The sequence below is a fragment of the Clostridium sp. CTA-7 genome (assembly GCF_054768095.1).
The window spans coordinates 131,320-157,636 of the sequence record NZ_BAAAAV010000006.1; the positions used below are offsets into that span (position 1 = coordinate 131,320).

Consider the following 26,317-nt stretch of genomic DNA (forward strand, 5'->3'; position numbering starts at 1 on the left):
ACATCATTATGTAAATGCTAGTATTATATCACTAAAATTGATATAATATATACAAATATAAAATAGAGGTGTAAAATATGAGGCTTATTCCTTTAGAAAGTATTAGGGCTAATTCATACCTTAGTAAAACTCTATATGATATTGAAGGAAGAGTTTTATTAAATTCAGGATCTGTACTAACGAATAGTTTAATAAAAAAGCTCAGAAGCTTAAGTATAACTTCATTATATGTTATTGATGATGTAAGTAATTACGAAATAGAAAATATAATAAAACCGGAACTTAGAAAAAAGGCTTCAGAACTAATAAAAAGCACCTTTGATAATGTTAGTTGCATAGATTCCATAAAAGCTGATTCAGAAAAGGATGATTCTTATTTAAAATCTATTCACCTACTGGCTGAGGATCTTTTAAACAGTATTTTATCTAATGAAAATGTAATATATTATTTAGTAGATATTAAAAACTTACATTTAAATACTTATTCGCATTCTATAAATGTTGCTCTTATATCATTAGTTGTTGGAATAAGTTTAAATCTAAATAGAGATGAGCTTTTAAATTTATGCATTGGAGCATTGTTGCATGATATAGGTAAGGCCTTTATAGAAAAAGAAATTGTAGCCAAGGAAGATCCTTTGACTTATGATGAATTTGAGTTAATGAAAAGTCACTGTGAAAAAGGTTATTGTTATTTAAAAGATAAAGATTTTTTGCATAATGATAGTAAAATAATAATTTTACAACATCACGAAAGAATCGATGGTTTAGGCTACCCTAAAGGCTTAATTGGAAATCAAATAAATAAATTAGCTAGAATAGTTTCAATTGCTGATGTGTATGACACATTAACATCTGAGAAATATTATATTCAACCTATGTGCGCTAGTGATGCACTAGAGTATATAATGAGTCACGCTAACACAATATTTGATTTCGAAATGGTTAAAGTATTTTCTAGAGTCATTGTTCCATTTCCAAATGGAACGGTCATTAGATTAAGTAATGGCGATTTAGGTGTAGTTCAACAAACCTTCCGTAATTTCCCTTTAAGACCAAATGTTAAAATAGTAAAAAGTAGTCTAAAGGATAAAGAAGGAGTTACTATAAGTTTAATAGATGAATTATCTTTAGTTATATGTGGTGTAGAAAAAAACATATCAAAATCATATTAAGGTAGAGGTTTTACTCTGCCTTATTTTTTATATCCATGCTGGTATATGAACTTTTTCTCTATCTATCATAGTTATATTATTATTTAAAACATTTTTAATACTATTTCTTTTTGCTCTTAATGAATTATTATTTATAAAATCTTCAGCTTCTTTTATACTATTTGCTTTGAATATAAAAGTCCATCCATTTTTATCATATTTTCCTGTGCACATTAAGTACTTTGCACTTTCTTTATCTATATGCTGTCTATCTATAATTAAGCTCTTAAATTCTCCCATTGTCTTATAATTTAATTTTACAAAAATATCATTATTCATAATTACCCTCCAACCAAACATAAGTTCTATAATCATATTATACGAACGTACGTTTTATGTCAATACTTGTAGAAAACTTTCTATATAAATTTCGAAATTTTTATTTTTTGTAATTATGATACTAATTTCATAATAATTTTACACAAAAAAGTGGTGAATAAATTCACCACCTTTTAACTATTCTACTATATTAAATACTTCTAAGTCCTTTTTATCAATTCCAGCTACTTTAACCTCAGCTATTGCTTTTAAAGTATCTAAAGCTGTTATAACCCCTATATTACGCTCCACAGCAGCTCTTCTAATTAAGAATCCATCTCTCTTAGAGTCATTTCCCTTTGTAGGTGTATTAACTACTAAATCTACCTCTTTATTCTTAACCATATCCAGTATATTTGGAGTTTCTTCATTTAGCTTTCTAACTTCTTCAGCATCTATTCCTGCATCTCTTAATAGCTTAGCTGTTCCTTTTGTTGCTACAAATTTATATCCTACATCTGATAACATTTCAGCTATTGGTAAAAATTCTTCTTTATCATGCTTGTTTATAGTTGCTAATATTTTACCCTTTCTATTTGAAGGATACATACTTCCACCTACAAAACCTTTATAAAGTGCTTCTAATACGTCTCTACCTACACCTAAAACTTCTCCTGTAGATTTCATTTCTGGTCCTAATGACACTTCAACCTTAGGTAATTTTTGAGTTGAGAATACAGGAACCTTAACTGATACTAATTCTGGTTCTGGATATATATCAACACCGTATCCTAAATCTCTTAATTTATTACCAAGCATTACCTTAGTAGCTAAATCTACTATTGGCACCTTACTTACCTTGCTAATGTATGGAACTGTTCTTGAAGCTCTTGGATTTACTTCTATTATATAAAGCTCTCCTTCAAATTCGATGAACTGAATATTTATCATACCCTTAATTCCTATAGCTACTGCTAATTTTTTTGTGTAATCTAAAACCTTATCTTTTATATCATCACTAATATTTTGACTTGGGTACATTGTAACTGAGTCTCCAGAGTGAACTCCTGCTCTTTCTAAGTGTTCCATTACTCCAGGTATTAGTATTTCTTCTCCATCTGATATTGCATCTACTTCAATTTCTCTGCCCATTAAGTATTTATCTACTAATATAGGATTTTTTCTATCTTTTATAAATGCATTTTTTAGATAGTATGTTAATTCTTCTTCATCAAAAGTTATTTCCATCCCTTGACCACCTAAAACATATGAAGGTCTTACTAGTACTGGGAATCCTAATCTTCTCGCTTCTTCTAATCCTTCTTCTATAGTCCAAACTCCCTTACCTTTTGGTCTGTCAATTGCTAACTCCTCTAATAAAGCATCAAATTTTTCTCTATCTTCAGCCATATCTATTTGATCTGCTGTAGTTCCTAAAGTTTTAATTCCTTTTTCCTTTAAGAAATTAGCAAGCTTAATAGCTGTTTGACCACCAAATTGAAGTATAACTCCATATGGATTTTCTTTTTCTATTATGTTTAATACATCTTCCTCTGTTAGTGGTTCAAAGTATAGCTTATCTGAAATATTAAAATCAGTACTCACTGTTTCTGGGTTATTATTTACTATTATAGTTTCAATTCCCATCTTCTTTAATGCCATTACACAGTGAACTGAAGCATAGTCAAACTCTATTCCTTGTCCTATTCTAATAGGACCTGATCCTATAACTATTACCTTCTTTTTATCTGATACTTCTACTTCGTCAAATTGCTCATATGTTGAGTAATAATATGGTGATAAAGCTTCAAATTCTCCTCCACAAGTATCAACCATCTTATATGCAGGCTTTATGTTCCAAATGCTTCTTAATCTATATACATCATCTGGACTAACTCTAAGCATATCTGCTATAGCTTTATCTGAGAATCCTTTTTTCTTTAAATTTAATAACCATTCTTTATCTAAATCTTCTATCTTACTTAACTTTAATCTTGTTTCTTCCTCAACAATCCATTTAAACTTTTCTAAGAAGAATATATCTATTCCTGTAATTTTTGCTATACTTTCGATTCTATAATCTCTTCTTATCATTTCTGATAAAGCAAATAATCTTTCATCGTCTGGCTTAACTACTATTGATTTTAATTCTTGGATGCTTAATTCTTTAAACTTTGGATGATCTAAAGAGTACTTTCCTATTTCTAAGCTTCTTATTCCTTTTAATAGTGCTGCTTCTAGGTTTGCGCCTATAGCCATTATTTCTCCAGTTGCCATCATCTTAGTTCCTAAGGCTCTATCAGCAGTAAAGAACTTATCAAAAGGCCATTTTGGAATTTTAACTACTACGTAATCTAATGTTGGCTCAAAACAAGCATATGTTTTTTGAGTTACAGCATTTTTTATTTCATCTAATCCATAACCTAAAGCTATTTTAGCTGCAAGTTTTGCTATTGGATATCCTGTTGCCTTAGATGCAAGAGCTGATGATCTTGAAACTCTTGGATTTATTTCTATTACTGCATACTCAAATGAATTTGGATTTAATGCAAACTGTACGTTACATCCACCTTCTATTCCTACTGCATTTATTATATTTATTGCTGATGTTCTAAGCATTTGGTATTCTTTATCTGATAAAGTTTGCGATGGTGCTACTACTATACTATCTCCTGTATGTATTCCAACTGGGTCTATGTTTTCCATGTTACATACAGTTATGCAGTTTCCATAAGAGTCTCTCATAACTTCGTACTCTACTTCTTTCCATCCCTTAACTGACTTTTCTAAAAGAACTTGTCCTATTGTACTTAATTGTAATCCTGAAGCTAATATTTCTCTAATCTCTGCTTCATTTTCAGCTATTCCGCCACCTGTTCCCCCTAGCGTATAAGCCGGTCTAACTATTACTGGATATCCTATAATTGAAGCATACGCTACTCCTGCTTCCATTTCAGTTATGATTTCACTTTGTATAACTGGTTCATTTATTCTATTCATCATATTTCTAAAAAGCTCTCTATCTTCGCCTTCTTTTATTGATTGAATAGATGTACCAATTACTTTTACATTATACTTTTCAAGTATTCCTGCTTCATGTAAATCTACTGAAAGGTTAAGTCCTGTTTGACCTCCCATTCCTGTAAGTAAACTATCTGGTCTTTCCTTATCTATAACTTTTTCTAAAAATTCTACAGTTAATGGTTCTATATATATCTTGTCAGCAATTTCTGCATCAGTCATAATAGTCGCTGGGTTTGAATTAACTAAAACTACTTCTATTCCTTCCTCTTTAAGTGCTTGGCAAGCTTGAGTTCCTGAATAATCAAACTCTGCAGCTTGACCTATAACTATTGGACCTGATCCTATAACTAAAACTTTTTTTATCTCTTTATTTAATGGCATATCTTAAATCCTCCTATAATGCATATTTCATAAATTTATCAAATATATATTCGCTATCCTTTGGGCCCGCTGCAGCTTCTGGATGAAATTGAACTGAGAATATTGGAAGTGTTGCATGCTTCATTCCTTCAATTGTTCCATCATTTATATTTAAATGTGTCGCTACAACATCATTTGGTAGAGTCTCTACTACATATCCATGATTTTGTGATGTAATATGAACTTTATTTTCTTCTAAATCTTTAACTGGATGGTTACATCCTCTGTGACCAAACTTCAATTTAGTAGTTTTACCACCTAAAGTTAATGCTAAAAGCTGGTGTCCTAAACATATACCTACTATAGGTTTATTTCCTACTAATTTCTTAATATTTTCTATTACATCTCCTAAGTCCTCTGGATCCCCTGGTCCATTTGATAAAAACACTAAGTCTGGATTTACTTCTAAGATTTCTTCTGCTGTTACATTCATAGGAAAAACTGTTAATTTACAGCCTCTATTTTTGAAATTTCTTATTATATTTTCTTTTATTCCAAAGTCAACTATTGCGACATGTTTTCCTTCACCTTCTATTGAATACTTTTCTTTAGTGCTTACTATACTAACAGCGTCTTTATTTGAAAAAGAAGTTATTCTTTCTTTTACATCTTCTAAAGTAACCTCTTCTAAAGAAATCATCCCTTTCATAGTTCCATAATTCCTTAATACCTTTGTTAATGCTCTAGTATCTATGCCCTCTAATCCAATTATCTTATTTTGCTTTAAGTAATTTTCAAGGTCCATTTCACATCTAAAGTTATTTGGAAAATTACATTTTTCTCTAACTATAAACCCTTTAACCTTAGGGGATTTTGATTCCATATCCTCTAAGTTGATTCCATAGTTTCCTATAAGAGGATAAGTCATTGTAACTATTTGTCCATAATATGATGGGTCTGTTAAAACCTCTTGATAGCCTGTCATTCCTGTAGTAAATACTACTTCTCCTATACTGTCTTTTAAGTGTCCAAAGGCTTTACCTTCAAAAGTCATGCCATTCTCTAATATTAGTTTTGCTTTCATATTTAGCCCTCCTCAAAATTAAATATGTTTAGCTAAAAATACACTTTACAAAAGCTCTACTTATCTAAAAATAAAAGGATACTAAGGAGAAATTTAACTATATTTTCTCCCTACTATCCTTATATACTTAATATCAGCATTAGAAAACGTCCTTACTGACATAGCTATGCAATTATTTTGTAAATATAAATATAACATAATTATATACTCCCTTTCTGGCCTCACAGGACCAATTTAAAGTGTACTTTTTAACTTTATTTAAAATTTATTTATCTTTTTGATAATATTCTATATTTTATATAAATATATGTCAAGAAAATTTAATATGGTTATTATAGACATATTTTTTAAAATATTAATAGCTTTGCTTATACCTAACATTAAATATACCTTTTGTAAAAATATTCTATATTTATATTGAAAACAATAATTCTCAGTGTTATAATATTGTACATTATAACTCTTAAAGTTATATAAAATACCACAAACTTATGGGGAGGTTAATATTTTGCTTAAACTAAATAATGTTAGTAAGAAATTTAAGAAGTCTAAGGTAGTTGATAGTTTATCCTTTTCTGTTGATAAAGGAGAAATTGTCGGCTTACTGGGAGAAAATGGAGCAGGGAAAACAACAACACTAAGAATGATTTCAACTATGTTAGAAATAACAGAGGGAGAAATCAAAGTAAATGAAATTGATGTAAAATCAAATCCTGAAAAAGTTAGAAAAGAAATAGGTATTTTATTCGGTGGAGATGTAGGCTTGTATGATAGATTAAGTGGCAGAGAAAATATTAGATACTTTGCTAATCTTTATGGAATGAATAAAAAAGAAGCTGATGCTAGAATAAATGCTCTGGCTAGAAGCTTTAGTATGGAGGAATATATAGACAAGCCTGTTGGAAAATATTCTAGAGGTATGAAACAAAAAATATCAATTGCTCGTTCAATAGTTCATAACCCATCAGTTATGCTATTTGATGAACCAACTACTGGTTTAGATGTTAGTGCTGCTAGAATAGTACAAGACTTTATACTTCAATGTAAAGCTGAAAATAAAATAATATTATTTTCCAGTCACTCAATGAAAGAAGTTGAAAAGCTATGTGATAGAGTTGTAATAATAAATAAAGGAAAGTTAATAGAAAATTGTACTTTAAGTCATTTAAAGGAAGAATATAATAATGAAGATTTAGAAGAAACATTCTTAAAACTTATAGGAGGTAAATCTAATGAGTAATTTTTTAACAGTTTTAAAGAAAGAATTGACGGACATTATAAGAGATAAAAAGACATTAGTATTTACTCTAATACTTCCTATTCTTATTTATCCTATAATGTTCAAATTTATGTCTTCTGCAATGGAAAAAACTCAATCAGATGTTCAAAAAGAAATTAATATATTCATAGATGGTGATAAAAATTCATCTATGGCTAAGGCTATAACATCATTAGATAATATCAAAACTCCCGAAGTTTCTTCACCAAGTGAAGCTCTAAAAAATGGAGATATTCAGATTATAGTAAAAATACCTGAAAACTTTGATAAAAATATATCTTTAGGGAAAAATGACACTATAGAGCTTTTAATAGATGAAGAGTCAAATAAATCTATGATTGCAAGTGGCATGATAAGTGAGGTCTATGAAGGCTATAAAAAGTCTATAGTTGAACAAAGATTATCAGATAAAGGCATAGATTCATCTATATTAACTCCATTTGAAGTCTCTGTGAAATCTGGAATAAACACTGATAGTGAAGATGTTAATGGTGGGGCTGCAATGCTTCTTACAATGATTCCAACTTTAATAGTAATTCTTATGGTATCTTCTACTGTTGGTATGGCTGCTGACCTTGGTGCTGGTGAAAAGGAAAGATTTACTTTTGAACCACTTCTTTCAACCTCCGCTAAGAGATATTCTTTACTTTGGGGTAAAATAGCAGCTTTATGTACAGTTTCCTTTATAGCTTTAATGGCAAACCTTACAGCAATGGTTATTTCAATGCAAAAATTTATGACATTTGGTGAAGAGGTTAACTTTACGATTACTCCAAAAACTGTACTTGGAATGCTTATAGTTGGAGCTTTAGTTTTAGTTACTTTAGCTGCATTACAAATTTCAGTAAGTATATATGCAAGATCAACTAAAGAAGCAAACTCATATTTAGCTGCTATTACTATGCCAACTATGATTTTAGCCTTCTTGCCTTATATGATGGACGCTAAGGGAATAAATCCAGCATTTTTCAATATACCTATAACAAATGCAATTTGTTTAATGAAGGAATTTACCGTTGGAATATTTGATATTAAACATATAGCTATAGTTGTTGCTTGGCATATAGTCTATATAGTAGCATCTATATTATTTGCTAAGTTTATGTTCTCTAAAGAAGAAGTTATCTTTAGAAATTAGAAAAATATATTAGTTAATTATAAAATTGTTATAAAATTAAAAAATGCTAAAAACTTAGATAGTTTTTAGCATTTTTTAATTGATTTTACTTAATCTTTTTTAAAATTCTCTTATTATTAATTTTTAATTATTTATCTCTTGTATTTTCAAATCAAACTTTCTTATATCAGGCCAATTATGATAATTCGCGCCTTCCTTTGAATGGCATTCTTGAAATTCATCTAGTGTAATTTCATATGTTTCAAATCCATCTACTTCTATATTAATGATTCCTTCATCATTTATGTCAAAGCTTGCTATCTCTCCTGTAGGTATAACTTCGCTTCCATAGTAAAATACAACTCCATTTTCTATAAGTGTTTCGTATAAACTTAAAATTTCTTCTTTGTGTTTTTTATACATAAAAATTAATTCACCTATCCCTTATTCATCATTAAAATTATCTTTCTCGATAAGCTTCTAGGTATAACCTTATTTAAGGTAACTATTAACTTATTTTTAAAACCAGGAATTATTATTAACTTTCCCCTTTTAAAGTCCTTATAAGCAATTTCTGCTACCTTTCTTGGTGTCATTAAAGCTTTTTTAGCACTTTCTTTTTTTCTTATTCCAGCTTTATCTTGAAAAGCAGTACTTACAGGGCCTGGACATAAACAGCTAATTTTTATTCCAGTTCCTTTAAGCTCTTCATATATAGCCTCTGTGAAATTAAGTACATATGCTTTAGATGCATAATAATTTGCCATTTTAGGTCCTGCACAAAAAGCTGCTGTAGATGAAACATTCATTATTGAACCTTCTCCATGGCTTATCATTATTGGTAAAAATAATTTGGTTAACTCTGTTAAAGCTCTTATATTTAAATCTATTAATTTAAGTTCTTTTTCAATTTCTATTTCACTTAGGTAACCAAAGGACCCTAATCCTGCATTATTAATTAAAATATCCACAGTTAAATTTTTTTTATCAACAAAATTTAATAGTTTTTCACAAGAGTTATCCTCAGCTAAATCTAAAGATATACTATAAACATTAACATTATATAATAATATTAATTCCTCTTTAACTACCTCTAGCCTCTCCTCATCTCTTGCAACTAGAATTAAGTTGTTTCCATCATTAGCATATAACTTTGCTAACTCATATCCAATCCCAGCAGTAGCTCCTGTTATTAATACGCAGCTCCTACCATACGGCTTACCCATAAAAAATCCTCCATAAAATTTATTAAAATTTATATTTAAATATACCATATAGTTTCCAATATATAAATATTAAATAAAAGGAGAATATATTATAGAATTAACTATTTCATACAAAAAAACAGAGAAAGGTTATCCTTTCTCTGTTTTACTAAGTTTATCTAACATATTATCAAAATAATATTTATTTTATACCATTTATTACAAAGTTTATTAAGAATAATGCACTTACAATATACATTATTGGATGAACATCTTTCATTTCCTTTTTTACTATTTTAGCTATGCAATAAGATACAAATCCAGCTGCCACCCCATTTGATATACTATAAGTAAATGGCATAAATGTTACTATAAAGAATGCTGGCATAGCTACCTCAAATATACTCCAATCAATATTTTTGAATGATTCCATCATTAATATCCCAACAACTATTAAAGCTGGTGCTGTTGCTGCAGCAGGAACCATACCCATTATTGGAGCTATAAATAATGATAATAAGAAAAGAATTGCAACTGTAACTGATGTTAATCCAGTTCTTCCACCTTCACTTATTCCTGATGCACTTTCTACATAAGTTGTTGTATTACTTGTACCCAATAATGCTCCAATTGAAGTTGCAGTTGCATCTGCAAACAATGCTCTTTCAAGCTTTGATGAGAAATTATTTCCTTCTGCAAATAATTTTTCATCATTGTCATCAAATATTCCTGCTTTTCTTCCTGTTCCTAAGAATGTTCCTATTGTGTCAAATGTATCTGATAAAGAAAAAGCAAATACAGTTGTAAAAACTAAAAATGTCTTAGACGGATCACTAAATAATCCTGCAAAATCTAGTTTTAAAAATGTTGGTGCTATACTTGGAATGCTGAAGCTAATTTGAGAAAAGTCTGGAACTTGAGTAACTCCCATAAATATACCTATTACCGTTGTTGAAAGTATCCCTACTAAAATTGCACTTTTAAGTTTTAATAGCATCAAAACAATTGTTATTATAAGTCCAATTAATGCTAATTGAGCTACTGGATCTTTAAAGCTAGTTAATGATGGTAATATATCGCTGTAACCTGATGAATTTGGAGAAGCAAATATTTGGTTTACACCTTCGCCAGTAAAGTTTAAGAAATGAGCTTGTTTAATTCCTATATAAGCAATAAATAAACCTATTCCACCTGATATGGCATATTGAAGTGATTCTGGAATAGCTTGAATAATCATTTTTCTTATCTTAGTAGTAGTAATTATTATATTTATAATTCCGCAAATAAAAACCATAGCTAAAGCTTGTTGCCATGTGAAACCAAGACCTAATACTACAGTAAATGTAAAGAATGCATTTAACCCCATTCCAGGTGCTTGAGCAAAAGGAACATTTGCTACTAGCCCCATAACTAAAGTTCCTATAGCCGCTGCAATAATCGTTGCTACAAAAACTGCTCCCTTATCCATTCCCGTTAAAGATAGAATTGATGGATTTACAAATAATATATATGCCATAGTTAAAAAAGTAGTTAATCCAGCAACTAATTCTGTTTTTACATCAGTTCCATTTTCTTTTAATTTAAAAAACTTTTCCATAAAGAGCCCCCATTCATTATTCGAATATTATATTATTATAATATCATTTTATTCGTATTTTGACAATTATATTTTTTGTTTTTTATAAATTTCGCTAAAATTTTATCTTAACAAAAACTTTCAAGCTATATATATGTGCTACTTTTTAATTCCGTTTCCAAAAACACGAATATTATGTTGAGTCTTTAAATTTTTAAACCTATTCAACATACTACTTTTAATACTATAATTTAAATTAAAACTATAACCCTCCGATATAATATTTCAAATCTAATTATAATGTTTGCAATACAATTTTAAGATGGTATAATATGTATATAATGTAAAATATTTTACCATTTAGGAGGGATTTCTATGACAAAACCTATACCAAAGATACCACTTCCAATACTATTCTTTGCAAGTAAGTTCAATGCATTTAACACAATTGTTTATGTAAAAAATCATACTTCTTATACTTTGGAGGAAGCAACTATTGAACGTACAGGTCCAGGAGGTCATCCTATTAAGTTAGGAACTATAAAAACAATGGAAAATGACATTAAAGAAGAAATATGCCCTTTATCAGTAATAGAAAAATCAGATTTAATTTTTAGTTATATGTTAAATGGAGTAAAGTACAGCTCTACTGTATACGGAAACATAATTCGTACTGATATAAGACCTTTAGTTATTGATATAACTGAAGAAAATGGAAAGTTAATATTTACTGCAACACGTATAACTCACAATGATGTTAATTAAAATTAATTAGGAGAATTACTATGACGCGAGAAATGCCCAAAATACCACCACCTCACTTAATTTTGGGAAGTAGGTTTAATTGGTATAACACAATTGTTTATATAAAGAACCATACTTCTTACACTTTGGAGGAATCAACTATTGAACGCACTGGCAAAGGTAGCCATCCTATTAAGTTAGGAACTATAAAGGCAATGAGTAGTGATACTAGCGAAGAAGTCTATCCTTCACCAGAGATGGAAAAGTCAGATTTAATTTTTAGTTATATATTAAATGGAGCAATGTATAGTTCCATCGTGTACGATAATATAATTTATGATGATATAAGACCTTTAGTTATTGATATAACTGAAGAAAATGAACAGTTAGTATTTACTGCAACACGCATAACTCACAATGATGTCAATTAAGAGGAGGTGACTATCATTTTTGGCAACTTATTTATTTATGTAAAAAATCATACTTCAAAGAATTTAGAAAATGCAACTATCAAGCACACTGGTAACGGTGGGCATCCTATTAAGTTAGGAACTATAAAGGCAATGAGCAATGATACTAGTGAAGAAATGTATGTTTTAACATTAAGAGAAAAAGCTAATTTAGTTTTCAGTTATGTTTTAAATGGAAAAACTTATAGCTCTGTTGTGTACAATAACATAATGTTCCCTAATATTAGACCAATAACTATCACTATAACTGAGGAAAATGGACAGTTAGTATTTACTGCTACACGTATAAGTAATAATGATCCTATTAATTACAGATAATAAAGAATAAACTCGGTAAAAAATACTTACCGAGTTTATTTGTTATCATCAGTAATTCTTCCATCAGAATTATTTACAGGTATAGCTTCTCCTAAAAATTTAGGCTTTGGCTTTAATATATTTACATAAATAAAATCCTTTAATTGAGCTAGTAATTCTCTTTTTCTATATTTATCCATTAACTCATATTCTCTTATATCTGATGCCACTCCATATGCATCTATCCCCAATTTTCTTGCTATATATATTGCTCTTGGCAAATGATACTCATTAGTTACTATTACTGCTTTATTTATTTTAAATATTTTCTTTGCTCTATACATGGTATCATATGTGCTAAAGCCCGCATGATCCATAAATATTCTTTTTTCATCTAAATTATACTTCATAACATAATCTTTCATAACTCTTACTTCATTATAACCGTCTTCTTCATGGTCTCCAGATAAAAGTAAGATTTTATCCATATCTTTACTATATACATCCACTGATGTTTCCAATCTATCAGCTAGTATATCTGAAGGAGTACCATCAGCTCTTACTCCAGCTCCTAAAACTATAATAACATCATGTTTCTTAGGAATGTCTTCTATATTATATATATACTTTTTATAACTTCGTACTCTAAAAATGGTAGCTAATGTAGTTATTATACATATTATTATAAATACTAAAATAGTAATCATAACTTTTACCTATTTACCTCTTTTAAATTTTCTCATACTACTCTCTAAAATATTATATTCCAAACTTCATTTTTATGTGAGAAATTCCTGCTTCATCATACTCATCAGATACTTGCTTAAAGCCTACCCTCTCATACATCCCTTTTATGTAACTCTGAGCCGATATAGTTATTTTATCTTTACCATAATGAGTTTCTATTTCCTTAATTGCAACTCTCATCATTTCAGCTCCAATATTCTTCCCTCTATATTCTTTTAAAACTAATACTCTTCCTATAGAAGCTTCTTTATAAGCCAACCCTGGAGGTAATAACCTACAATACCCAACTATCTTTTCCTTATTACCTTCATTATCTATAGCAAATAAATGTACACATTCTTTATCCTTATCATCAAAATCATTTTCACAAGTTATTTTTTGCTCACAAGCAAATACTTCATATCTAACTTTAGCTATTTCGTATAGCTCTTCTATAGTAAGATCACTGAATCTTTTTGATTTATATAAATATTTTTTTCTCATAATAAACTCCTTTAATAAAAATTTTATATAATACTATTATAATATTATAAAACTATATTTTATAGAAAGCACTTTATCTATACACTTTTATTTTAATTAAGCCCACTTTTGATTATAGTTATTAATCTAAATCAGATATTATAAGGAAATGGACACTAATCTGCCATGTAACTGTTTTAATAGCGAAAATTTCTTATTTTTAATGAATTTTCAGCTTTGTAACAATTATAATATAGTATTAATATATTTTTAAATGAACAATGTTCATAAGGAGGATTAAATTATGTTAGTTGAAATAAAAAATTTAACAAAAAGCTATAAAGATTTTAAAGCTGTAGATATTAACTCTCTAAATATAAAAGAGGGGGAAATTTTTGGCTTTTTAGGACCAAATGGTGCTGGTAAAACAACTACTATTAGCATTCTAAGTGGCCTTTATTCAAAATATGATGGTGATGTAAAAATTTTTGGTAAAGGCATAAAAAATGATCCTATTTTTATAAAAAAGAATATGGGAGTAGTTCCTCAAGATTTAGCTCTTATAGATGATTTAACAGCTGAAGAAAATGTAAAGTTCTTTGGTGAATTATATGGTTTAAAGGGTCAGAAACTTAAGGATGCTGTACAAGAAACCTTAGAATTCGTTGGTTTATGGGATAGAAAGAAGGATTTCCCACCTAAATTTTCTGGTGGAATGAAAAGAAGACTAAACATAGCTTGTGCTATTGTTCATAAACCTAAATTAATTATATTTGATGAACCAACAGTTGGGATTGATCCACAATCAAGAAACAATATACTTGAAACAATTAAGAAATTAAATGAACAAGGCTCAACAGTTATATATACTTCTCATTATATGGAAGAAGTTGAAGCCATCTGTACTGATATCTGTATAGTAGATCATGGTAATATTATCGCAAGAGGTACTAAGGAAGAACTTAAGGATTTAGTAAAAACTGAAGATGGCAGAAGAGCATCCCTAGAAGAAGTATTCCTTCAATTAACTGGCAGAAGCCTTAGAGATTAAGGGGGATGTGTTATGAAATTCCTAACAATAGCCAAATATAGATTACTACAATCTTGGAGGGATAAACAAAGTCTTGTTTTTATGACTTTAATACCTATATTTTTAATATTAATTCTTGGAAATGCATTGAAAAATAATGAAGATTTTTCAGCTAGAACAATAGATAAGGTCAATGTTCTATATGTAAATAATGAAGCTTCCCAAGGAGGAGTTGCTTTTGAAGACTTCATAAATCGAAAAGAGCTTAATGATATTATAGAACCTAAAAAAATAGATACTGTAGATGAAGGTAAAAAGTTAATTCAAAATAGAAAATATGATGCATTGGTTATATATGATGAAGAATTAGATGGAAAACTTCAAGTTGTTGGATCTGATTATAACCAACTAGGTGTATCTATAGTTAAAAGTATTATAGATACTTATAGTTCTTCTGCTAACTCTTTTGAAGCTTTAGGAAAGATACATGCTAAAGACTTTTCATTTACAAAGTATGATAATTTAAAGGAAGAGATTATTACTGTATCAGGTAAAAAACCTTCTGCTATAGATTATTATTCAGTTACTATGCTAGTTATGATAATAATGTATGGTTCAATTTATGCTAACTTTGCTATAGATAAATCCTACTACAGTACAGTAGGAAATAAGATAAAGTCATCTCCTGTAAGACTTGCAGATATGTTTATTGGAGAAGGAATTGGTGTAGTTATTACCATAATGCTACAAGTTATAATATTGCTTTTAGTTTCTAACTTTGCCTTTGGTGTTAATTTTGGTAGTAGCATACCTGTTATACTATTAACAGCTTTCTCTCTTTCTGTTGTATCAACAATTCTTGGAATATTTGCATGTATGGCTACTAAAAAAGGTCTAATAGGACTTGCACTTTTAAATGTACTAGTTCCTATATTTACTTTTTTAAGTGGAGGTTTTGTTAAGGTAAACTTTAGTGGAGTATTAGGTTTCTTATCAAAATTAACTCCTAACTATTTAGCTACAAATGCTATATTCAAAGATATATATGGTGGAGCTGCTAAAGAAGTGTACTTAAGTATCCTTGGTCTTTGGATTATAGCTGCATTATTATTCTTCGGTGCGAATGTAATCGGAAGGAGGGAAAGAATATGACAATTTTTAAGACAACATTGAAAAGGCTATTTAGAGCAAAATCTAATATATTATTTTTAATATTATTACCTCTTATATTTATGTTAATTGCCTTTTCAGGATCAAATGGAACACCTCCATTAAAAGTTACTGTAATAGATAATGATAAGACAGCTGTTACAGAAGGTATTATTAATAATATTACCTCTAAAGCAGAAGTTAATTTTAATGATGAAGATACAATACAAAGCGCTCTAATAAACAATGAAATTGATTATGCTATTATTATACCTGAAGGCTATACTAATGATTTAATAGCAGGTAAGAACCCTGAAATAACAAGTTTTGAAGCTAAAGAAGGTAACAGCTCTATGGCAATTAAAACTTCTTTAGATAGTTATATTAACACCCTAAAATCCTTTGCTAAAAATGCTAATGGAAATGAAGATGAATTTTATAAAGCTTTAAATTATTATTCTGAAGGCTCATATAAAGTTTCATATGTTAGTGTAGATAGGGGTGAAGGAAATAAGGCTAAGACTTCTGCAGCTATGGGATTTATAGTTTTAAATATGCTATTCTCAGCAACATCAGCTACTAACATTATTTTAAAAGATAAAGAGAAAAACATATTTACTAGACTATTCACTACTCCTTTAAGCAGATTTAAATATATACTTCAAAGTTTAGCATCATTTTTAGTAATTACTTTTACTCAAGTAACTTTATACTTCTTAATGTTCAAATTTATATTTAAATTTAACTTAGGAGATAACCCATTAAATCTTTACTTATTATTCTTAATCTTTGGTGTATTTACAGTTTCACTTGGAGTATTTATTACTACTCACTCAAAGGATTTAAGAATTTCTGGAACAATAAGTACACTTATAATTTTACCTTTTGCAATGCTTGGTGGTTGTTTCTGGCCAAGAGATATTATGCCTAGCATATTAAAAACTATATCTGAGTTTGTGCCAACAACTTGGATAAATGTAGCTAATAATAATATCTTATATGGTGCTCCATTAAGTGAAGCAATTACAACAATTTCTTTATTAATTAGTATTGCTGTAATACTTCTTGGATTATCATCTTATAGATTAAAGAATAGAGCATAATACAAAAAAATTAAAAGGTCGTAGATTTTAATTCTACGACCTTTTAATACTATCTAATTTGTCCATTACCATAAATTATATATTTTATAGTAGTAAGCTCCTTAAGCCCCATAGGACCCCTTGCATGTAGTTTTTGAGTGCTTATTCCTATTTCTGCTCCAAATCCAAATTCACTACCATCAGTAAATCTTGTTGATGCATTTACATAAACTGCAGCTGCATTTACTTTATTTAAAAACTTTTGAGAATTTTTATAGCTATTTGTAACTATTGCTTCTGAGTGCCCTGATCCATACTTATTTATATGATTTATTGCTTCATCAACATTTTTAACTATTTTAGCACTTATTATATAATCTAAGTATTCCTTGCTCCAATCTTCCTCATTAGCTTCCTTAATGTCTTCTATTAGATATTTTACTTTTTCATCTCCTCTAATTTCAACATCCTTTTCTCTTAAAGCCTTTACTATACTAGGTAAAAACTCCTCAGCTACATTTTCATTTATAATCATCTTTTCTGCTGCATTACAAACTGCTGGTCTTGAAGTCTTAGCATTTATTATTATATTCTTAGCCATATCAAAGTCGCAATCTTCGTCAACGTATATATGACAGTTTCCAACTCCAGTTTCTATTACAGGAACAGTTGCATTTTTCACTACTGTTTGAATAAGCCCTGCTCCCCCTCTTGGAATTAAAACATCAATAAACTCATTTAATTTCATCATTTCTAATGCAATTTCTCTACTTGTATCTTCGACTAACTGTATAGAAAACTCAGGTAATCCAGACTCTTTTACTGCATTAGATAATATTTTTACTATTGCCTTGTTTGAATTTATTGCTTCACTTCCACCTCTAAGTATTACAGCATTTCCTGTTTTTAAGCATAGACCAGCAGCATCACAAGTAACATTTGGTCTTGCTTCATATATTATACCTATTACTCCCATAGGAACTCTTTGTTTTCCTATTTGAAGTCCGTTTGGTCTTTTCCACATTTCAACAACTTCACCAATAGGATCTTCTAACATTATAAGATCTCTTAATCCCTTTGCCATATCCTCTATTCTTGTATCATTTAATGATAATCTATCTAGCATGGCTTTAGAAGTTCCTTTTTCTTCTGCTAATTTTAAATCTTCTTGATTTGCTTTTAATATTTCATCTTTATTATAAATTAAAGCATTTGCCATTGAATCCAATGCTTTGTTCTTTTCTGTAGTTGAAGCTATTCCTAAATCATAAGATGCTTCTTTAGCTCTTTTACCTAAAACTTCTAGGCCCTCCATTAAAGTTCCACTCCTTTTGATTCAATTTAATTATTTGAAATAAATAAAGTCCCTATTTCTTCTCCGTTTAATATATTTAAAATTATTCTTGGATCCTCTCCATTAGCTAACACCATATCCACACCAGATTCAGTAGAAGTTTTTGCAGCTGTAAGTTTAGTTATCATACCACCAGTGCCTAGATTACTTCCAGCACCTCCACAACACTCTTCAAGCTCTGGAGTTATTTCTTTTATTTCTCTTATTAATTTTGAATGTGGATTTTTCCTAGGATCTGAGTCATAGAACCCATCTATATCGGATAATATTATTAAAAGATCAGCTTTAACTAATTTAGCTACTATAGCTGACAAGTTATCGTTGTCTCCAAATCTAACTATATTTTCTATTTCATCTATTGATACTGTATCATTCTCATTAACTATAGGTATTATTTTATTTTCCATTAAAGTTTCAAAGGTGTTACATACATTTTCTCTTATATGATCATCCTCAACTACATCTCTAGTTAAAAGAACTTGCCCAACAGTATGACTATACTCTCCAAAAAACTTGCTATATATGTGCATTAATTCACATTGCCCAACTGCAGCAACAGCTTGTTTTTCCCTTATAGTTTTAGGCTTTTCTTTTAATTTTAATTTTGATACTCCAACTCCGATTGCTCCTGAGGTCACTAGAACAACTTCTTTTCCTGAATTCATTACATCTGATAATATTCTAGTTAGTTTTTCAATTCTCGTTAAGTTAATACTCCCATTTTCATAAGTTAATGTTGAAGTTCCTACCTTAACTACTATTCTCTTAGAATCTTTTATTTTACATCTAAAACTCACCCTGCTATCCTCCCAGTTTATTAATTCTTTTTTAATTATAATTTTTTTTATATATTTTTTCTACACTATTTCTTTTTATTCCTTAAACTCTCTTAATTTTTCTTCTAGTTCTTCATCAAAATATTTGAAAACCACTTTTAGTAAAGCATACGTAGGTACAACAACAAATGCGCCTATAGGTCCAACTAGACTAGCTGCTCCAACAACTAAAAATATGTCTGTAATAGGATGTATCTTCATCGTTTTTCCCATTATTAACGGAACTATAAACCTTCCTTTAAGTGTTTGAGCTATAACAATTAATATAGATAATTTTATTATCATATTCCAACCTAACGCTATTGCTATTATAAAAGGAATTATCATTGATATAAAAAAACCTACAAATGGTATAAATGCAAGTACGAATGTAAAAGACGCTAACAATATTGGTGTTGCCATTCCTATAATTTTATATCCTATATATACCATTAAAGCTAGAGAAAAAGCCACTTTAGCTTGCCCTAAAATATATGATGATAGAACTTCATCACCTTCTTTTATAATGCAATTTATCTTATTTTTATATTTCCTAGGAAATATATTAACTATATTTTCTTTTATTTCCTTTTCATCTCTAAGTAAATAAAAAACTATCAAAACAACAAGTAGTATATTAGAAAATAATTGCATTCCCTTATCAAAGGCGCCTCTTAAAATAGTTACTAATAAATTTGAATACTTCTGTATGTCAAATAAAAACTTATTATAATAATCTAATTTAAACAAACTTCCATTAAATATATCTCTTATTCCATCATCTATTCCCCTATATTTTATTATCGTAAGAAAGATTGATTTTAAATTAGTAAATTGTTCAATAAAATAATCTCCAAAGTATTTAGCTACTCCAGAAGCAATAAAGAAAAATATTAATAAAGTTAAAGCAGCTGCTTTACCTCCTTCTATTTTTTTCTTTATAAATATGTTATTTAAAGGTTTTAATATATAAAACAAGAATACTCCAAATATTATAGGAACAATAACAACAGCAAACACTACACCTATAAAATTTTTTAATATTGATATTCTTCCTAACAATATTATTAGTACTGCTAAAAGATTGAAGATTATTAGATATGTAATTACATTTTTCTTATGCATAAACTTACTCCTCTTATTAAATTAATTAAAGTTAGTTTATCCTCTAAGATACTTTTTATTATATTTATAAAATATAGAATTACTACCTAATATTTAATATTATGCATAAAATATAATTGTTTTTGTATAAAATTCTATTGATTTTATGTATGAAAATGTATTAAAATAAAATTCGCTGTATAAATATTAAAATTTTGGACATAAAGGAGATCGGAATGAATAAATTAAAAAAAGGTGACTTTTCAATAAAATCATCATTATTCTTTATTATTCCATCGTTAATAGGAATACTTTTATTCATGATTCCTGTTAATTTTAATGGAGAAATAACAATACCCGTAGCTATATTATCTAAGTTTCTAGCTAAAGCTCTTGGAGAATGGCTAACACCAATAATAGCTACCTCTGTTTGTATATCAGTAATAATAAGCATAATAACAAAAGTATTTAAACCCAATTTTATTATAAATAATGAATTTTTAAATACTTTATTCAATATAAAGCCAATATGGTTTGTTACTAGAATTATAGGTGCTGTGTTTTGTGTTTTAGCACTATTTAAAGTTGGACCTGAGGCTATAATAAGTGACTCAACTGGAGCTTTTGTATTAAATGGTCTGCTAACAATTTTATTTACTATATTCTTTTTTGCAGGATTATTATTGCCTTTATTGTTAAACTTTGGTCTTTTAGAGTTTTTTGGTGCCTTACTAACTAAAGTAATGAGACCTATTTTCACATTGCCAGGTCGTTCATCCATAGATTGTATAACTTCTTGGCTTGGAGACGGCACACTTGGAGTAATGTTAACAAACAAACAATACGAAGAAGGGTTTTACTCTAAAAGAGAGGCAGCCATAATAAGTACAACATTCTCAGCTGTTTCAATAACTTTTAGTTTGATAGTAATAGATACTGTAGGGCTATCGCATTTATTTATTCCATTCTACTTAACAGTTAGTCTATCTGGAGTAATTGCAGCAATTATAATTCCTAGAATTTATCCATTATGCAAAGTTCCAGATACATATTATAACAATCAAGAAAATAAAGATAATGAATCAATACCAGAAGGATATACCCCTCTTTCTTGGGGATATAAAAAGGCCTTAATTAAGGCTTCTGAGAACTCTGATATAAAACAATTTTTAATAGATGGAATTAAAAATGTAGTAGATATGTGGTTAGGTGTGCTTCCTGTTGTTATGGCACTTGCTACTACAGCTTTAATGATAGCTGAGTACACATCTGTATTTCAAATTTTAGGGCTACCTTTCATTCCATACCTTAAGCTATTACAAGTTCCAGAAGCTGTTGCAGCATCTCAAACTTTAGTTGTTGGGTTTGCCGATATGCTACTTCCATCTGTTTTAGCTGCTAACACTATAACTAGTGACATGACAAAATTTATAGTTGCTTGTACTTCTGTTTCTCAGCTAATATATATGTCTGAAGTAGGTGGTGTATTGCTTGGATCAAAAATCCCTGTATCTCTAAAGCAACTATTAATAATCTTTGTAGAGAGAACCTTAATTACATTACCTGTAATTGTTATTGTTGCTAACATATTATTTTAGACATTATTTAATAAAATGATAATACATAAGATTTTATAATTTTCTATACTATAAACAAAGCTTAAACAGTTATAAACAAATGTTTAAGCTTTGTTTTTTATAATTAATTTAATTGATTATATCATATTTTCAAATATTTTATAGAAATTTATAATACCATACCCTAATTGAGGATTTGGATATATATCCCCTCTTCTTTTTATTGTTCCTCTATTTAAAAAGGTCTTTATACTTTGTGAATACATATATGGATAATTTCCTTTAACTATTCCCCACTGAAATAATAAAATGCAGGCACCAGCTCCAACTGCTGCTGCTACACTAGTGCCATTTACTATATCTACACTATTTCCTAAACCTGTTGTCTTTGTATTAACTCCACCAGCTGCAAAGTCAATCCTATTAAGTGATTCCTCAATAAATGCTGCCCCTGAATAAGCTAATAAATTATTATTATTTTGATTATATGCAGCTACCGTAACTACATAATCCGAGTCTCCTGGAATTGTTAACGTTCCATATGGATCACTTGGGGTAAATCTAGTACCTTCAGCAACCAAACCTTTCTGTAATAACCATGCATTATATTTAGCCATTTTACCTGAGCTAAGCCTAATTGTTAATCTCCACATTCCAGGTTGAATATCCCAGAAATATAATCTTATTAGCTGATCTCCTGTATATTCTTCCGGTAAATAATAATATATATTAGTTTTTGTTTGTTCAAATACAAAAGAATACTTTTTATTTATATTAAGTATAGCAGGAATAATTCCTGTAGACTCACCAGATGGAGCTACTAAGTTTATCTCCATTATATTAGGCAAGTCAACCCATACATCCATAAAAAAAAGCTTTTGGCTCTTAGCTACAATTAACTCTATAGAATCATAATCACCCTTATTTTTAATTATTCCTGAAACATGTCCATCTTGTATTCCTTGATTACCACTGCCTGTAACTATTACAATGCCTATATTACTAGATACTGTCGCTATATAATTATCTAAAATGTGATTTCCTTTATGATTACCATTATTACTTCCTAAAGGTAATAATACAACTACAGGTTTCTTTTCTCTAACTAAATAGTCTCTTAAAAATTCTATGGCTCCAAAAATTGCTGGTGCATTAAATACAGGTACACTTGGCTCATAATTATATTTATAAAATTGAGCTTCTATTAGCTTTATTACAACAAATTCACAATCTGGTGCTACCCCCTTTATATCTTTATTTTTGCCTGATGCACCAACTATTCCTGCTATATTGGTTCCATGGCCAATTTCGTCTTTACTTGCGACCACATCATATGGATTTCCACCATTTCTATATATATTTATTGCACTATCTATTTCATCTTTAGTATAAATTGTTCCAAAAGGTACAATTTTATTTTCTTTATTCGAACTTATAGTTTGATCCCATATAGCATTTATTCTTGTCTTACCTTCACTATCCATAAACTCTTCATTTAAATAATCTATTCCAGTATCAATTATCCCAACAACTACCCCTTTACCAGTTAGTTTTAAAGGTAATTCTTCCTGCAAATAACTCACATCAGAAGCTTCGACAGCTGATATTTCTTGTAAAGTATAAATTTCTGGAGGTAATACATAAACTATCATGAAGTCCTCAGAATTATACAGATTATTAACTAAATCTAATACTGATTTAGTATTTTCAATATCTTCTAACATTCCTGAAAGAATCGATACTACAGCATAATTATCATCAATAACAGTTACATATACTCCAGGGGTGTTATCTAACTTATTATATTTATTGCCTTCATACTGAACTAAGTAATGCATATAGCTTGGATTACTGAAAACATATTCTGGAGTTGTAAAATTAACATTTTCCACTTAGTCTTCCCCCCTTTATTTACTAATCATTTCACTTGCAGCTCTAACATATAAATTTCCCACATAGTATTCAATAAATTCAATTTTATCTATATAAATTTTACTTCTATAGTTTCCTCCTAACACCCTAAATACTTCTGCAAAATTTAATCTTCCATATCCTTGACTTTCATTAGGATATTCATATATTTCATCTCTATCTGCAGCATATATTAACAAACTTCTAATTTTAGTAGAATACATTGTAGGGTCATTTCCATCAATAATTCCCCATTGAAGAAGTAGTGCACATACACCTACTACAATAGCAGTTGCCGCTGAACTCCCGCTCACACTTGTAACTTTATTTTTTTCATTAGATATAGCTAAAATTCCTATACCAACTGTGGCTATATCTGGATTAATTAGTCCATTTGTATTAAATCCTTTTCCTGAAGATGCCACTATAGCATTATTTTTATTATCATAATAACATACTGTTATTACACTTTTTGCGGCAGATGGGATGGTTAGTGTATTATATGGATTAGGATTAAGAAACTTTGTTCCATCCGGTAAAGTATTCTTACTCTGAAGCCAAATATCATATCTTCCATTTGTAATATAGTTTCCTATTAATCTAAACTTCCAAAGCCCTATCTTTATTCCTGTAAAATCTAATTCATAAACTTGGTGACCAGTAAAGTTCTCCGGATCATAACATCTAATTTTAAGCTTAGTATCAACTAAGTAAAATGTCCTTTCATCCAATGAATATATATTAGGATGTATAATACCAGTCTCTTCTCCTGTTGGAGCTAATATATTTAATGACATTCTATTTGGTTTCTGAATCCATATATATAACTTAAATATTTTTATTTCTCTGGATATTAATAGCTCCACTTCATGGCTATCACCTTGATTTAATATAAAATCAGTAACATGCCCATCATCATTTCCAGAGTTTCCTGTTCCTATTACAAAAACCACTCCTCTTTTGCTAGCAACTGATGTTATAAATCTATCTGTAATGTTGTATCCATCGCGACTTCCATTATAACTACCAACACCTAGATATATGATTATAGGCTTTCTCAACTTTTCTGCAGTTACTCTTAAGTATTCAATTGCTGCTATAACCTCAGAATTATTATAAACAGGAACAATAGGAATATTATTTTCTCTTAATACCTTTGTATAATTGAGTGATGGTAAAAGCTTGACAATTATGAATTCACATTCATTTGCTATACCTTCTACTTGGGCGTTATATCCCCTGGCCCCTATTATTCCAGCCATACTAGTTCCATGACCTACTTCATCCTTACTAGCTACTATATCATAAGGATTTTTTCCCTCCCTATCTGCTTTAATTGCTTCATTTATATCATCATTAGAATATTCCTTTCCTATATAAAGCCTCTGATTGTGTTTTCCTTGTATAGTTTGATCCCATATCCTCATAATTCTAGATGTATCATCTTCTCTTATAAATTCTTGATTTAGATAATCTATTCCTGTATCTATCATACCTACCAATACACCTCTACCAGTTAAATTCAGGTATGGATTTATTTTCATCTCATTTATATTATCTACATTTAAAGGAGATGTATTTTGTAGCACATATATTCCCCTCGGCTCTATAAAAACTATTGATGGTACATCTTTTCTTAATCTGTCCATGTCTTTTTCTTCAACTGAAACTACAGCTAATTTATCAGTGATAATATCACCACATGCATAATTTACCTTATCTATCTCACCCTTAAAATCACCTCTATATTCAACTACATATCCTGCAGCATTTTCATCGAAGTAAGTTTTACAGTACACACCTGTTTCCATTTAATACCCTCTACTTAAAAGATTAACATTATATTATATGAATTTATTTGAATTTAAACCCAGTACATTATCTTAAAATAAATTTAATATTATATAATTTATTTACTATAAAGAGAAATGCCTCCACAAATGATTTTTAATCATCCGTGGAGGCAGCTCCTTATATAATACTATTTATTTAAATTAACAGTAAAGGCATTATCATTATATACAGTTACTTTTTCTGATATATCATAATATTTCACCTCATAATTTTCTCCAGCCAACTCACCATTAAACTCTACCATAACTTCGCCTGTTTCATTTAAATATCTTGCTGTAGTTACTTCAATAAAATTTAAAGTATCCACAGATGATATTACTTCATTAGTGCTTTTATCCACAATTTCTCTTGGAGCTGCTAATAACCCATAATTAGATTTAAAATATAATTTAGTTTTTCCATCACTAATTTCTATTCTTGTAATTGTACTATAATCATTTCCATCCTTGGTCTTTAATTTTGTTTCTCCATTAAGATTTAATGTCTCACTTAAATTAAAATCTTCTACTAACTACTAAAGCTATTCTAATTTTAATTTTATATTAGTTAGCGTTTATTAGACAGCAAAAATAGTAGCTTCCTGCATAATAGGAAGCTACTATTT

General features: G+C 29.1%; 24 protein-coding genes. 10 read left to right on the forward strand and 14 right to left on the reverse strand.

All coding sequences use genetic code 11. The features are described 5' to 3' along the window. Nucleotides 1–77: 77 nt before the first annotated feature. Nucleotides 78–1,175 carry an HD-GYP domain-containing protein gene (locus ACYUEX_RS12815; protein WP_411169396.1) on the forward strand — a complete coding sequence of 366 codons (1,098 nt, stop codon included), beginning with the start codon at nucleotides 78–80 and terminating at the stop codon, nucleotides 1,173–1,175. Between the two features lie 27 nt (nucleotides 1,176–1,202). On the opposite strand, the gene ACYUEX_RS12820 is transcribed toward ACYUEX_RS12815, so the two are convergent. The 3 genes from ACYUEX_RS12820 to ACYUEX_RS12830 form a co-directional block, all read right to left on the reverse strand. Further along, nucleotides 1,203–1,493 carry a hypothetical protein gene (locus ACYUEX_RS12820; protein ID WP_460288542.1) on the reverse strand — a complete coding sequence of 97 codons (291 nt, stop codon included), beginning with the start codon at nucleotides 1,491–1,493 and terminating at the stop codon, nucleotides 1,203–1,205. Between the two features lie 177 nt (nucleotides 1,494–1,670). Beyond that, nucleotides 1,671–4,877: a carbamoyl-phosphate synthase large subunit gene (gene carB / locus ACYUEX_RS12825; protein WP_460288543.1), complete on the reverse strand. Its 3,207-nt coding sequence runs from the start codon at nucleotides 4,875–4,877 to the stop codon at nucleotides 1,671–1,673. A 13-nt stretch (nucleotides 4,878–4,890) separates the two neighbouring features. Then, nucleotides 4,891–5,940, reverse strand: a complete 1,050-nt coding sequence (locus ACYUEX_RS12830; protein WP_411169393.1) for a carbamoyl phosphate synthase small subunit — start codon at nucleotides 5,938–5,940, stop codon at nucleotides 4,891–4,893. Nucleotides 5,941–6,448: 508 nt separating this feature from the next. Here ACYUEX_RS12830 and ACYUEX_RS12835 point away from each other — a divergent pair. Next, nucleotides 6,449–7,180: an ABC transporter ATP-binding protein gene (locus tag ACYUEX_RS12835; RefSeq protein ID WP_411169392.1), complete on the forward strand. Its 732-nt coding sequence runs from the start codon at nucleotides 6,449–6,451 to the stop codon at nucleotides 7,178–7,180. Next, nucleotides 7,173–8,357 carry an ABC transporter permease gene (locus ACYUEX_RS12840; protein WP_460288544.1) on the forward strand — a complete coding sequence of 395 codons (1,185 nt, stop codon included), beginning with the start codon at nucleotides 7,173–7,175 and terminating at the stop codon, nucleotides 8,355–8,357. The genes ACYUEX_RS12835 and ACYUEX_RS12840 overlap by 8 nt, the downstream gene beginning before the upstream one ends. Nucleotides 8,358–8,480: 123 nt before the next feature. On the opposite strand, the gene ACYUEX_RS12845 is transcribed toward ACYUEX_RS12840, so the two are convergent. The 3 genes from ACYUEX_RS12845 to ACYUEX_RS12855 form a co-directional block, all read right to left on the reverse strand. Then, entirely contained in the window at nucleotides 8,481–8,759 is a 279-nt protein-coding gene (locus ACYUEX_RS12845; protein ID WP_460288545.1) for a hypothetical protein, read from the reverse strand. 14 nt (nucleotides 8,760–8,773) lie between these two features. Further along, nucleotides 8,774–9,562: an SDR family NAD(P)-dependent oxidoreductase gene (locus ACYUEX_RS12850; RefSeq protein ID WP_460288546.1), complete on the reverse strand. Its 789-nt coding sequence runs from the start codon at nucleotides 9,560–9,562 to the stop codon at nucleotides 8,774–8,776. Nucleotides 9,563–9,743: 181 nt separating this feature from the next. Continuing rightward, on the reverse strand, nucleotides 9,744–11,138 hold the full coding sequence (locus tag ACYUEX_RS12855) for an NCS2 family permease (RefSeq protein ID WP_460288547.1): 1,395 nt from the start codon (nucleotides 11,136–11,138) through the stop codon (nucleotides 9,744–9,746). Nucleotides 11,139–11,492: 354 nt separating this feature from the next. Between ACYUEX_RS12855 and ACYUEX_RS12860 the strand changes: the two genes are divergently transcribed. From ACYUEX_RS12860 to ACYUEX_RS12870, 3 genes are read left to right on the forward strand one after another with little or no spacing between them, the layout of a single operon-like run. Then, nucleotides 11,493–11,882: a hypothetical protein gene (locus ACYUEX_RS12860; protein ID WP_460288548.1), complete on the forward strand. Its 390-nt coding sequence runs from the start codon at nucleotides 11,493–11,495 to the stop codon at nucleotides 11,880–11,882. A gap of 20 nt (nucleotides 11,883–11,902) precedes the next feature. Next, on the forward strand, nucleotides 11,903–12,292 hold the full coding sequence (locus ACYUEX_RS12865) for a hypothetical protein (protein WP_460288549.1): 390 nt from the start codon (nucleotides 11,903–11,905) through the stop codon (nucleotides 12,290–12,292). A 6-nt stretch (nucleotides 12,293–12,298) separates the two neighbouring features. Beyond that, nucleotides 12,299–12,649, forward strand: a complete 351-nt coding sequence (locus ACYUEX_RS12870) for a hypothetical protein (RefSeq protein ID WP_460288550.1) — start codon at nucleotides 12,299–12,301, stop codon at nucleotides 12,647–12,649. Between the two features lie 35 nt (nucleotides 12,650–12,684). Here ACYUEX_RS12870 and ACYUEX_RS12875 read toward each other — a convergent pair whose 3' ends face one another. Continuing rightward, a complete protein-coding gene (locus ACYUEX_RS12875; protein ID WP_460288551.1) occupies nucleotides 12,685–13,335 on the reverse strand; it encodes a SanA/YdcF family protein in 651 nt (216 codons plus the stop codon). A gap of 52 nt (nucleotides 13,336–13,387) precedes the next feature. After that, entirely contained in the window at nucleotides 13,388–13,858 is a 471-nt protein-coding gene (locus tag ACYUEX_RS12880) for a GNAT family N-acetyltransferase (RefSeq protein ID WP_460288552.1), read from the reverse strand. A gap of 280 nt (nucleotides 13,859–14,138) precedes the next feature. On the opposite strand from ACYUEX_RS12880, the gene ACYUEX_RS12885 reads away from it, so the two are divergent. The 3 genes from ACYUEX_RS12885 to ACYUEX_RS12895 are packed head-to-tail and all read left to right on the forward strand — an operon-like array spanning nucleotide 14,139 to nucleotide 17,119. Then, nucleotides 14,139–14,888: an ABC transporter ATP-binding protein gene (locus ACYUEX_RS12885; RefSeq protein WP_460288605.1), complete on the forward strand. Its 750-nt coding sequence runs from the start codon at nucleotides 14,139–14,141 to the stop codon at nucleotides 14,886–14,888. 12 nt (nucleotides 14,889–14,900) lie between these two features. Further along, nucleotides 14,901–16,019 (forward strand): ABC transporter permease, encoded by a 1,119-nt coding sequence (locus ACYUEX_RS12890; RefSeq protein WP_460288553.1) that lies wholly within the window; start codon nucleotides 14,901–14,903, stop codon nucleotides 16,017–16,019. Next, nucleotides 16,016–17,119: an ABC transporter permease gene (locus tag ACYUEX_RS12895; RefSeq protein WP_460288554.1), complete on the forward strand. Its 1,104-nt coding sequence runs from the start codon at nucleotides 16,016–16,018 to the stop codon at nucleotides 17,117–17,119. Before ACYUEX_RS12890 ends, ACYUEX_RS12895 begins: the two co-directional genes overlap by 4 nt. 49 nt (nucleotides 17,120–17,168) lie before the next feature. On the opposite strand, the gene ACYUEX_RS12900 is transcribed toward ACYUEX_RS12895, so the two are convergent. From ACYUEX_RS12900 to ACYUEX_RS12910, 3 genes are all read right to left on the reverse strand, one after another. Further along, nucleotides 17,169–18,413, reverse strand: a complete 1,245-nt coding sequence (locus ACYUEX_RS12900; RefSeq protein ID WP_460288555.1) for a glutamate-5-semialdehyde dehydrogenase — start codon at nucleotides 18,411–18,413, stop codon at nucleotides 17,169–17,171. Between the two features lie 26 nt (nucleotides 18,414–18,439). After that, a complete protein-coding gene (gene proB, locus ACYUEX_RS12905; RefSeq protein WP_460288556.1) occupies nucleotides 18,440–19,249 on the reverse strand; it encodes a glutamate 5-kinase in 810 nt (269 codons plus the stop codon). A 75-nt stretch (nucleotides 19,250–19,324) separates the two neighbouring features. Continuing rightward, a complete protein-coding gene (locus tag ACYUEX_RS12910; protein ID WP_460288557.1) occupies nucleotides 19,325–20,392 on the reverse strand; it encodes an AI-2E family transporter in 1,068 nt (355 codons plus the stop codon). A 215-nt stretch (nucleotides 20,393–20,607) separates the two neighbouring features. Here ACYUEX_RS12910 and ACYUEX_RS12915 point away from each other — a divergent pair, with 215 nt between their 5' ends. Then, a complete protein-coding gene (locus ACYUEX_RS12915) occupies nucleotides 20,608–21,969 on the forward strand; it encodes a YjiH family protein (RefSeq protein ID WP_460288558.1) in 1,362 nt (453 codons plus the stop codon). A 116-nt stretch (nucleotides 21,970–22,085) separates the two neighbouring features. Here the strand turns inward: ACYUEX_RS12915 and ACYUEX_RS12920 are convergent, their stop codons facing one another. The 3 genes from ACYUEX_RS12920 to ACYUEX_RS12930 all read right to left on the reverse strand — a co-directional run bounded on the left by ACYUEX_RS12920 (nucleotide 22,086) and on the right by ACYUEX_RS12930 (nucleotide 26,053). Further along, complete coding sequence (locus ACYUEX_RS12920) at nucleotides 22,086–23,786, reverse strand: S8 family peptidase (RefSeq protein WP_460288606.1); 1,701 nt, start codon at nucleotides 23,784–23,786, stop codon at nucleotides 22,086–22,088. Nucleotides 23,787–23,855: 69 nt separating this feature from the next. Next, entirely contained in the window at nucleotides 23,856–25,670 is a 1,815-nt protein-coding gene (locus ACYUEX_RS12925) for a S8 family peptidase (RefSeq protein WP_460288559.1), read from the reverse strand. A gap of 170 nt (nucleotides 25,671–25,840) precedes the next feature. Continuing rightward, nucleotides 25,841–26,053, reverse strand: coding sequence for a hypothetical protein (locus ACYUEX_RS12930; RefSeq protein WP_460288560.1), 213 nt, complete (start codon nucleotides 26,051–26,053; stop codon nucleotides 25,841–25,843). Nucleotides 26,054–26,317 lie beyond the last annotated feature (264 nt).